The organism is Achromobacter dolens, assembly GCF_902859745.1.
Taxonomy (GTDB): domain Bacteria; phylum Pseudomonadota; class Gammaproteobacteria; order Burkholderiales; family Burkholderiaceae_B; genus Achromobacter; species Achromobacter dolens.
Map to the genome: position 1 here is coordinate 53,894 of NZ_CADIJW010000035.1, position 9,870 is coordinate 63,763.

Genomic DNA, 9,870 nt, shown 5'->3' on the forward strand with positions numbered 1-9,870 from the left:
TATGCCGCAACGCAGCAGCCTCTGCGGGGCCGCGCCATGCGAAATAACCCTTATATCCGTTTGCTATAGATCAAGCGAACGCGTTCCAGGTCGGCCGGCGTATCTACGCCGGCGGCCGGAGGGTGCGACGCCCGATGGACGACGATGACGTGGCCGTGCTCCATCGCGCGCAACTGTTCCAGCGACTCGAACCGTTCCAGCGCGCCTTGCGGCAGGGTCGGGTAGCGGCGCAGGAACGACACGCGGTAGGCGTACAGACCGATGTGATGCCAGGCGGGCAGGCCGTCGGCCAGCACGCGCTCGCCGCCGGCCAGCGCGTCGCGCGCCCAGGGGATCGGCGCGCGCGAGAAATACAGCGCGCGGCCGTCGACGGCGCAGACCAGCTTGACCACATTGGGGTTGAACAGCGCCTGGGCGTCCGCCAGCGGACAGGCGCAGGTGGCGATGTCCGCCTGCGGGCTGTCGGCCAGGCGGGCCGCCACGGCGTCGATGAGTTCGGGTTCGATCAGCGGTTCGTCGCCCTGCACGTTGACGACGATGGCGTCGTCGGGCAGGCCCAGTTGTTCCACGGCCTCGGCCAGGCGGTCGGTGCCGGTGGGATGGTCGCCGCGGGTCATCAGGGCGCGCAGGCCGTGGGCCTGGGCGGCGTCCTGGACGCGCGCGTCATCCGTGGCGATGTAGACCTGCGACGCGCCTGATTGCGCCGCGCGTTCGGCCGTGCGCACCACCATCGGCTTGCCGGCGATGTCGGCGAGCGGTTTGTCGGGCAGGCGGGTCGAGGCGGTCCGCGCCGGGATCAGGGCGATGAAGCTCACGATACGGGCGGGTCAGGAGGAAACGGGGGCGTCGTCCAGCGAGCGCGCTTCCGATTCGAGCATGACGGGAATGCCGTCGCGCAGCGGGAATGCCAGGCGGTCGGCGCGGCAGACCAGTTCGGCCCGGGTGCGGTCGTGTTCGAGGCGGCCCTTGCACAGGGGGCAGACGAGGATGTCGAGAAGGCGGGATTCCATGACCGGGATTCTAAAGCAGTTTGGGCGGGCGCAGCCCGCGCCGGGCCGCCTCGCGCGCCGGAAATGAGGGGCGCGGGAGGGTCGAATTACTTGTTTTGTTAATTGTTGTCATGTTTTGACGCTCCGCGCCAGAAATTTCGGGACGGATGATGGCTATGATCCGCCGCGACGTGAGGAAAGAGGAAACACGACAATGGATTCCAACACCATCCGCATCGGACTGATGCTCATCATCCTGGCCTGGACGGTCATCAGCGCCATCACCTACATGGCGCGCCGCAGCGGCAACAAGGACGCACTGCGCCAGCTCAAGCGGGAAGGCCAGCCGTTGCGCCGCCTTGGCGCCGAGGAGCAGGCGCTGGTGCAGCCATTCCTGGTGCGGCCCGCCAAGCCCACGCAAAGCGTCGCGCTGCTCAATGACGGCGTGTTCCCGCTGCGCGGCGCCTTCGTGCGTCACGGGCTGGAATCGAGCCACGGCGCCGCCACGCTGCACGACACGCTGGGCGGCGTCGACGTGGTGCTGCCCTACGACGCGCGCGACTATCTGCGCGAGGACAACCAGGCCGAAGTGGTGCTGACGGAGAAATTCGCCATCGTGGTGGCGCTGAACGGCGGGTTCGACCTGGCCGGCGGCCGCGAGCGCGAGGCGCGCCGGCAGAAGCAGAACCAGCAATGGTCCAGCGGCAAGCTGGGGGCGATGCAGGACGTGGTCGATGCCGACGCGCCCGCCGCGCAGGACGCTGGCAACGCGCCCGACGCCCAGGCCGAACGCGAGTTCGCCGACGCCATGCGGGTCGAGATCCTGAGCCAGCGCGAGGAAACGCCCGCCGAGATCGCCTGGCGCCGTCCGGCAGGCGTCGCCTTCTGGCCCGCCGTGTGGTGGCTGGCGGCGTTCGTCTGCCTGGGCGTGGCCGCGGCGGGCGGCGGCCTGGCGTGGCTGGCCTCGGCCGCCGCGCCGGCGCTGCTGGCCGTCTGGCTGACATGGCGCCGGCGCCCGTTGGGCGCGGCGCAGAAGGTGAACCGGGTGCGAGGCGAACTGAACGCGATCGTGCTGACCAATCCGGCCAACGCGCAGGCGGTGTCGACCCAATTGTTCCTGGGCGACAAGCTGCCGGTGACGCTGCCCGATCATTGGCGCGCCAACCTGGAGCTGCCGGATGACGGCCGCGTCGACGTGGACCTGCGGGTGGAGGACTACACCGTGCTGCGCCTGGGCAACCGGTTTTCCGTGGATGAAGAGCAGCGCCTGTTTCCCCAGGTGGCCTGGGGGCGCCACGTGACACTGGCGCTTGCGGGGCTGATCGCGGGCGCGGCGTTCGGCCTGATCGGTGACGGCGATCTGCGCGGCGACGTCGCGCTGGCGTCGGCGTGGGCGCGTGGCGCCCAGCCGCGGGTCTACGACTCGGCCACGGCGTTGGCCCAGGACCCGCCCGCGCCCGGCGACGTGGTGGCCCTGAAGGGCGCGGGCCGCTGCCAGTTCCAGCCGGACGCTTACCGTCAGGGCGAGGTGCGCTTCGATTGCGAGCGCATCCGTTGGCAGGGCGATGCGATCCAGGCTGGCGAACTGCGGGTCACGCCGGCCGCGCTGGCGTTGTATTCGGGCGGTTTCCTGAAGACCCGGCCCAATCCGATGATGGACATGCTGGTCCGCAACCAGGTGTATGGCAGCGTGGCCGGCAATCCGCTGGCCGCTTACAACGCCCGCAATGTCTCCGCGGTGACCGTGAATCGCGTGACCGATCTGGTGCTGACGATCGAACTGGCCTGCGAGGCCGCCACGGGCCAGGCCATCGCCGAGTGCGACCGCCTCAAGGCCGAGACGGTCGATGGCCTGATGCTGGCGCGCGACGAGCCGGACAGTTGGCTGGCACTGTTGCGGCTGGCGCAGGGCGGGGCCTTCAGGCAGCAGGGCAATGCCGACGAGGGCGTCATCATCGCGCACGTCGCCAACCGGCTGCGCGGCCTGGCCAGGAGCAGCATGGAGCCGCAGTTGCGCGAGGCGTTGGCGCGCGCCGGCAACGACCTGATGGCGCGCCAGCGCGGCGGTGTCGTCCTGCAGGTGTGGCCCGGCCGCTACGCCGATATGCCGCAATTGCCGCCGCGCGACGAAATGCCCGATCTGCTGCAGTCGTGGAGCCACCAGACCGCGATGCTGGCGGCCGATGGAGCCCGGCCATTCCAGGCTGGCGGCGTGGTCACCGCGGTCGGGCGCGAGGCGTCCGGCACAACGGTCGTCGACGTCGATGCGCGGCTTTCGCTGGACGATCCATGGCCGTCGCTTGCGCGGGTCATCTGGCTGGCGCTGGCGTTGCTGCTGCTGGCGGTGCATGTGCCGCTGGCGGTGCTGCGGTTGCGCGCGGCGGCTGCCCGCAAGCGTGGACTGGCGGAATACGCGCGGCGACCGGTCGCTGCGCGTTCGGCCTTTTTCTAGGAAGGCTGTCCCACAGCGCGCTGGCGCAGCGTCTGCGCCAGCCAGTCGAACAATCGCGGATCGGAAAAGCCGGCCCGCACCGGCACCTCCCACAGGCGCGCGTCATGCAGGGCGGCGCATTTGATGGCGTCCTTGGACGTGACCAGGATGGTCCGAGCGGCCAGCGCCTGGAAGGGCGAGGTGGCGTAGTCGTGGTGGTCAGGCAGGGGCAGCGTGGCCGCCAGCGTGATCCCCTGGGTTCGCAGCGTGGCGAAGAAACGCTCCGGGTTGCCGATGCCGGCGGCCGCCGCCACGTCCGGCTGGCCGGCGAAGGCGGCCAGCGGGCGGCGCGCGCCGCCTTCGATCTGGCGGGCGTCATCGGGTTCCAGCCACATGGCGACCTGGCGCGGCCCCGGGCCGGAGGGCGCCGCCGCGTGTCCGCCGGGCACGCCGATATTGGTGATCACCGCGTCCACCTCGCGCAGCCGGCTGGCCGGTTCGCGCAAGGGGCCTGCCGGCAGCAGGCGGCCATTGCCGACGCCGCGCTGGTCCTGCACGACGATTTCCAGGTCGCGCGCCAATGCCAGGTGTTGCAGGCCGTCGTCGGAAACGATCACGTCCACCTGGGGATGGGCGCGCAGCAGTGCCTGGGCGGCCAGCGCGCGGCGCGGATGCACCGCCACGGGCGCGCCGGTGGCGCGCGCGATCAAAGCGGGCTCGTCGCCGAATTGCGCGGCTTCCAGTTCGCCCTGGCCGACGCGTGCCTGCGGTCCGAGTTTCACGCCGTAGCCGCGGCTGACCACGCCGGGCGTATAGCCGCGGGCGCGCAGCGCGTCGACGGTGGCAATGACCATGGGCGTCTTGCCGGTGCCGCCCACGTAGATGTTGCCGATCACCACCACGGGCACCGGCGCCCGGTAGGCCGTCGCGCGGCCGTCGCGGTAGCGCGCGCGCTTGCGCGCCACCACGCTTGCGGTCAGCGCGGACAGCGGGCGCAGCAGGGTGGAGAGCCAGCCGCCGCGCTGCCATTGGCGCGCAATCAGCGAGGCCTTGGGGCGGGACGAAGTCACCGGGCGGTCTGGGCGGCGAAGTTGACGCGGCCGATGCCGGCCAGGCGCGCCGCTTCCATGACGTTGATCACGGACTGGTGGGTGGCCTGCGCATCGGCGTTGATGACCACCAGCGGTTCGGTCTTGCCGGCGGCGGCCTGGCGCAGCACGTCGGCGATCTCGGGCGGCGTGGAGACGTCGATCAGCGTGCCATTGAGCGCATAGCGCCCATCCTGGCTGATCGCCACTTCCAGCGCCGGCGGGGTTTCCTGCTCGGCCGAGGCCTGCGGCAGCGTGACCTTCAGTTGCGTGAAGCGGGCGAACGAGGTGGTCGCCGCCAGGAAGATGAGGATGACCAGCAGGACGTCGATGAGCGGAATCAGGTTGATGTCCAGCTCGTCGCGGTCGCCCCGGGAGCCCCGGAAATTCATGGACGGTCCTCGCGCGCGGCGGAGGCGGGCGACACCGCGCGCGCCAGCCGCGCGGCCGACAGTTCCATGGCGTTCAGGTAGCCGTCGACCCGGCCGCGCAGATAGCGGTGCGCGATCATGGCGGGGATGGCGATGAGAATGCCGAAGCCGGTGTTGTAAAGCGCGATCGAGATGCCCCGCGCCAACTGGGCGGGGTCGCCGCCGCCAGGCGTGTACGAACCGAAGATTTCGATCATGCCGACCACGGTGCCGAACAGTCCCATCAGCGGCGCGACCACGGCGATGGTGCCGATGGCGGGGATGTAGCGGCTCAGGTCATGGGCCACGGCGCGGCCGGTGTCCTCGACCACGCTGCGCAATTCCTCGCGCGGCAGATGGCGGTGGCGCATGACCTCGGCCAACACGCGGCCGAGCGGCGAATTGCGTTCCAGGCGGCTCAGGGATTCGGGAGAATCCTGGCGGTTGCGCAGCATCTCGGCCACTTGTTCGTTCAGGCCGCGCGGCATGACCTGGCTGCGGCGCAGCGACAGGAAGCGCTCGAAGATCAGCGCAAGACCCAGCACGGAAGTCGCCAGCAGGGGCCAGATCGGCCAGCCGGCCTCGCGCAAGATGGAAAGCAAAGCGGTCAACTCCAGGTGCGCCGGGGGACGGGGAGGGCCACGCGCCGGCATCTGCTCAAGCCGGAACTGTAACGGCGCGGCCGGGATGTGGCAAGGCCGGCCGGACGGCAAAACTATCCACAGAATTTGTGGATAATTCTGTGCAAAACTTCGCCGGAACGCTTGCGGGCACAGGGCTTGCGCTTGGTTGCTTCAAATTCGAGCAACCGTGCATGGTCAGAAATTCCATAAAAATCATGTTCTTAGGTCGAATTTGCTAGCTTTCGGGGCCTGCCGCGGCAAAAATGCCCGGACGCGGTATCATGGCGGCCCGCTACGTATGCCCTGTGGACAGGTACGCATCGGAAAGCCTTATGACAATTGAACTTGCAGTCACAAACAACGTATTTGCGCGGGATATCCTGACAGTTGCCCAGCTGAACCAAGCGGTGGGGCAGTTGTTGGAGCGCAGCGTCCCGGCACTGTGGGTTCGCGGCGAGATTTCCAACTTCACGCAGGCGGCTTCCGGGCATTGGTACTTCACGCTCAAGGACAGCCGCGCCGCCGTGCGCGCCGTCATGTTCCGGGGCCGCGCCAGCGCGGTCGGCTTCGTGCCGCGCGCCGGCGACCAGGTGGAAATCAGGGCCAGAGTGTCGCTTTACGAACCCCGTGGCGACTATCAACTGCAGGTCGACGCCATGCGCCGCGCCGGCCTGGGCAATCTGTACGAAGCCTTCCTGCGCCTGAAGGAACAGTTGAACGCGGAAGGCCTGTTCGATCCGGCGCGCAAGCGCGAACCCGTGCCGTTGCCGCGCGCCATCGGCGTGATCACCTCGTTGCATGCCGCCGCGCTGCGTGATGTGCTGTCGGCGCTGGCGCGGCGCGCGCCGCAGGTGCCGGTCATCATCTACCCGGCGCCGGTGCAAGGCGCCGACGCGGCCGGCCGGCTGGCCGCGCAGGTCCGCCAGGCGAACGCCCGCGGTGAGGTCGATACGCTGCTGCTGGTGCGCGGCGGCGGCAGCATCGAGGACCTCTGGAGCTTCAACGACGAAGCCCTGGCGCGCGAGATCGATGCAAGCGCCATCACCACCATCAGCGGCGTTGGCCACGAAACCGACTTCACGATCGCCGACTTCGTCGCCGACGTGCGCGCGCCGACGCCGACAGCGGCCGCCGAATTGGCCTGCGTGCCGCGCTCCGAACTGCTGGGCCGCGTCATGTACGCGGCCGAAACCTTGGTGCGCGGCCAGCAGCGCCGCCTGGAACGCGCGGCGCAGCGTCTCGACCGCGCCGCCGCGCAACTGGTGTCGCCGGCCCAGCGGCTGGAACACCAGCGCGAGCGCCTGAACAGCCTGAGCTACCGGCTGGCATCGGCCTGGGCCGGTCCGCAGGCCCGGCGCGGCGCCCGCGTCAACCTGCTGGCGCAGCGTCTGGCGCATCGCGCGCCCGACACGCGCCGGGGCGCGGAACGCCTGGCCGCCGTGACGCGCCAGCTTGGCCAGACACACGCGCGCCTGCTGGCGCGGCGCCGCGACCAGTTGGCCGCGGCCGGCGCGCAACTGCGCGCGCTCGATCCCGGCAACACGCTGGCGCGCGGGTATGCTATCGCGCGGGACGCCGACGGCCGCATCGTGCGCGATGCCGCCAGCCTGGCGGCGGGGCAGGGCCTGGACCTGAGCTTCGCGCAGGGCGGCGCCCGGGTCGAGGTCACGCAGGTGCGCGAGACGCGCGACCTCTGAAGCGCCGCGAACAGGCGGTAGTGGGACAACGCGGCCCTCGGGGCCGGCCGTCAGGGATGGAACGATGCGGTTGAACGAACCACGCAAGCCTGAGCGCCGCATGCGCCAGGCCGCTATGCTGGCGGCGCTGTTGGCCGCCATGACGCTGGCCGCGACGACGCCGGCGCGGGCCGGATTTCAGAACGACCCGCCGCCGCCCGCCGCGCCGCTGTCGGTGGCGCCGCCGCCTCCGGCCGCGCCGTCGCCCCGGGCCGAGCCCAAGCCGCCGTCCGATTGCGACTGCGCGTCGCCCTACCGCGAGTATCGGGCGGCCGAGACCGCCGAGACCCGCGCCTTGTTCAACGCCGTTGCCGCCGGCGACGAGGCGGCCTTCGCCGCCGCGCTGGCCAAGGTGAAGCAGCCGGGCGACTACGCGCTTGAAGGCGTGCCGCTGCTGCACGCGCTGCTGATGCCGGCGGGCAAGCGCGGCAAGCACGTGTATTGGGACATGCCGACGGACGAGGCGGCGCGCCTGCGCCAGGCCTGCCACGCGGCGCTGCCGGCCCGCACCCGCATGCTGGCGGCCCTGCTGGCCACCAGGCCGGCGCTGGACGACATCACCTACGAATCGCGCCGTCCGTCGCTGCAACTGGCGCTGCTGTATGGCACGCCCGAGATCCTGGACATGCTGCTGGCGGCCGGCGCCCGCCCCGACCAGCGCGGCGACGAGAACAAGACTCCGCTCGAATTCCTGCTCAGCCGCGATTTCGAATTCGCGGTGCGCATGACCTACCTGCCGCGACTGGTTGACCGCCAGCAGACCACGCGCATGGTGCTGGCCCTGCTCAAGGCCGGCGCCGCGCGTCCCTTCGCCTATATCGACGAACACGCCGATGACGCCATGCGCCAGGCCTTCACGGACGCGCAGGGGCAACCGCGCCGGGCCGCGGACTACCTGGCCTGGGGGCCGCTGGTCGAATTGACCGAAGGCGCCGAAGTCGTGCGCGCGCTGGCCGCCACCGGCACCCGGCCCGCGTACGGCGAGGGCGCCAGTCCGCTGGCGCTGGCGGCCTACACCGGCAACGCGGGCGCGGTGACGGCGCTGGCGGAGCTGGGGCCGCGCACCGCGCCCGACACCGGCTACGGCGCCAGCGGCGACCGCGACCTATGGCTGGACGCGGCCCAGGCCGCCGTGGCGGCCGGACACGGCGACATCGCCGTGCCGCTGTTGCGCGCCGACATGCCGTTCAATCAGCGCGGACCGCAGACCGGCACCGACGCGGCGGTCTTCGTGCGCATGGAAGCCGAGGAGCGCCCCATCATGAATCTGGCGGCTGGCAAGGGCGACGTCGTCACCTTGCAGCGCTTGCTGGCGCTGGGCGCGACGGTTGAGGGCGACGATACCGAACCGCATGGCGACACGCCCCTGGCGGACGCGGTGCGGGCCCGCCAGGCCGCGGCCGTGCGCGTGCTGCTGGCGGCCGGCGCCAATCCGACCACCACGCGGGAGGGCTATGACCGCAAGTCCGCCCTGCAGCGCGCCATCGAGGCTGATGACGCGCCATTGCTGCACGACCTGCTGGCGGCCACGCCGCCGGCCGCGCTGCAGGCGCTGCTGGCCGACCCCGCGCGCTCGCCATTGGCGCAGGCGCTGCGCCAGCCGGGCAAGCAGGGCGCCGCGATGCTGCGGCACCTGGTCGATGCCGGCCTCGACCTGAAGACGCTCGATGCCAGCGCCATTCGCCAGGCGCTGGAGAACCGCGACGGCGAGATGGCCAGGTATCTGATTGACGCGGGCGTCCCGGTCAATCCGCAGGCCGCCGCGGCGGCGTCGGACGATCCCTATGACAACAAGGGCGTGCCGCCCTTGCTGGTGGCGGTGACTTCGGGCCAGGCGGCCATGGTCGATGCGTTGCTGGCCAAGGGCGCCGATCCGCTCGGCCTGGCCCCGGACGGCCGCAGCGCCCTGTATTGGGCCATCGGCGGCGGCGACGCGGCCATGCTCGAACGCCTGCTGGCCGCCGGCGCGCGGCTCGACGATCCGCGCTTGCCGCGCGCGCCGGCCGCTCATGCCTTGTTGAACGCCGCGCTTGCCTCCGGCGACCTGGCGCTGGTCAAACGTGTGGAGCAGGGCGCCAAGCAGCCGCTGGCCGACGCCTGCCTGCCGTCGGGGGGCGAATACGCGCTGCTCGACCGGCCCGGGTACTTCGCGCAATTGCAGGCGGCGGGCTACACCGGCGCGCGCGCCGAGTGCGTCGGCAAGGACGGCGCCTTGCCGCAGCGCCTGCTGTCGGCGCTGTTGCGCGACCGCCAGTTGGCGATCGCGCGCCGCGACACGGTGATCGATGTGCTCACGCGCATGAAGGCCGTGGGCGCCGATCTGGACGCGCGCCAGACCGAGAGCGGCGATACGCCGCTGGTCGCCGCCATCCTGCTGGGCCGCGCCGATCTGGCCGATGCCCTGCTGGCGGCCGGCGCGAGCCCGGACGCCGCCGATGCGCAGGGTCGCAGTCCGGCCTGGGCGGCGCTGGCCAGCGGGCAGCCGGACATGCTGGCGCTGCTGGCGCGGCACCACGCGCGCTTTGATGGCGCGGCGGCGCCCTCGGGCCAGTCGTTCAGCCAGACGCTGGCGTGCCAGGCCGCGCCCGGCTTT

At 71.2% G+C, this 9,870-nt stretch carries 8 protein-coding genes; 3 read left to right on the forward strand and 5 right to left on the reverse strand.

The features are described 5' to 3' along the window. Positions 1-50: 50 nt before the first annotated feature. Positions 51-815, reverse strand: coding sequence for a 3-deoxy-manno-octulosonate cytidylyltransferase (kdsB, locus tag HV783_RS20985; RefSeq protein ID WP_054502069.1), 765 nt, complete (start codon positions 813-815; stop codon positions 51-53). A 12-nt stretch (positions 816-827) separates the two neighbouring features. After that, positions 828-1,010, reverse strand: a complete 183-nt coding sequence (locus tag HV783_RS20990; RefSeq protein ID WP_054502070.1) for a Trm112 family protein — start codon at positions 1,008-1,010, stop codon at positions 828-830. Positions 1,011-1,203: 193 nt separating this feature from the next. Between HV783_RS20990 and HV783_RS20995 the strand changes: the two genes are divergently transcribed. Further along, entirely contained in the window at positions 1,204-3,441 is a 2,238-nt protein-coding gene (locus HV783_RS20995) for an IgaA/UmoB family intracellular growth attenuator (protein ID WP_144654868.1), read from the forward strand. Here HV783_RS20995 and lpxK read toward each other — a convergent pair. From lpxK to HV783_RS21010, 3 genes are read right to left on the reverse strand one after another with little or no spacing between them, the layout of a single operon-like run. After that, positions 3,438-4,490, reverse strand: coding sequence for a tetraacyldisaccharide 4'-kinase (gene lpxK / locus HV783_RS21000; RefSeq protein WP_144654869.1), 1,053 nt, complete (start codon positions 4,488-4,490; stop codon positions 3,438-3,440). The genes HV783_RS20995 and lpxK overlap by 4 nt on opposite strands. Beyond that, complete coding sequence (locus tag HV783_RS21005; RefSeq protein ID WP_054502073.1) at positions 4,487-4,900, reverse strand: ExbD/TolR family protein; 414 nt, start codon at positions 4,898-4,900, stop codon at positions 4,487-4,489. The genes lpxK and HV783_RS21005 overlap by 4 nt, the downstream gene beginning before the upstream one ends. Continuing rightward, positions 4,897-5,520, reverse strand: a complete 624-nt coding sequence (locus tag HV783_RS21010; protein ID WP_064524676.1) for a MotA/TolQ/ExbB proton channel family protein — start codon at positions 5,518-5,520, stop codon at positions 4,897-4,899. The genes HV783_RS21005 and HV783_RS21010 overlap by 4 nt, the downstream gene beginning before the upstream one ends. Positions 5,521-5,873: 353 nt before the next feature. Here HV783_RS21010 and xseA point away from each other — a divergent pair, with 353 nt between their 5' ends. Together xseA and HV783_RS21020 are read left to right on the forward strand one after the other, a co-directional pair. Further along, the gene (gene xseA / locus HV783_RS21015) at positions 5,874-7,238 is read left to right on the forward strand and encodes an exodeoxyribonuclease VII large subunit (RefSeq protein ID WP_175189813.1); all 1,365 of its coding nucleotides are present in this window, start codon (positions 5,874-5,876) and stop codon (positions 7,236-7,238) included. A 100-nt stretch (positions 7,239-7,338) separates the two neighbouring features. Beyond that, a partial coding sequence (locus tag HV783_RS21020) for an ankyrin repeat domain-containing protein (RefSeq protein WP_254603982.1) occupies positions 7,339-9,870 on the forward strand: 2,532 nt, incomplete at its 3' end.

Bases quoted from the DNA above. Each gene is read 5' to 3' on its own strand.
- HV783_RS20990 (WP_054502070.1), bottom strand. From the start codon at position 1,010: ATGGAATCCCGCCTTCTCGACATCCTCGTCTGCCCCCTGTGCAAGGGC.
- HV783_RS20995 (WP_144654868.1), top strand. From the start codon at position 1,204: ATGGATTCCAACACCATCCGCATCGGACTGATGCTCATCATCCTGGCC.
- HV783_RS21005 (WP_054502073.1), bottom strand. From the start codon at position 4,900: ATGAATTTCCGGGGCTCCCGGGGCGACCGCGACGAGCTGGACATCAAC.
- xseA (WP_175189813.1), top strand. From the start codon at position 5,874: ATGACAATTGAACTTGCAGTCACAAACAACGTATTTGCGCGGGATATC.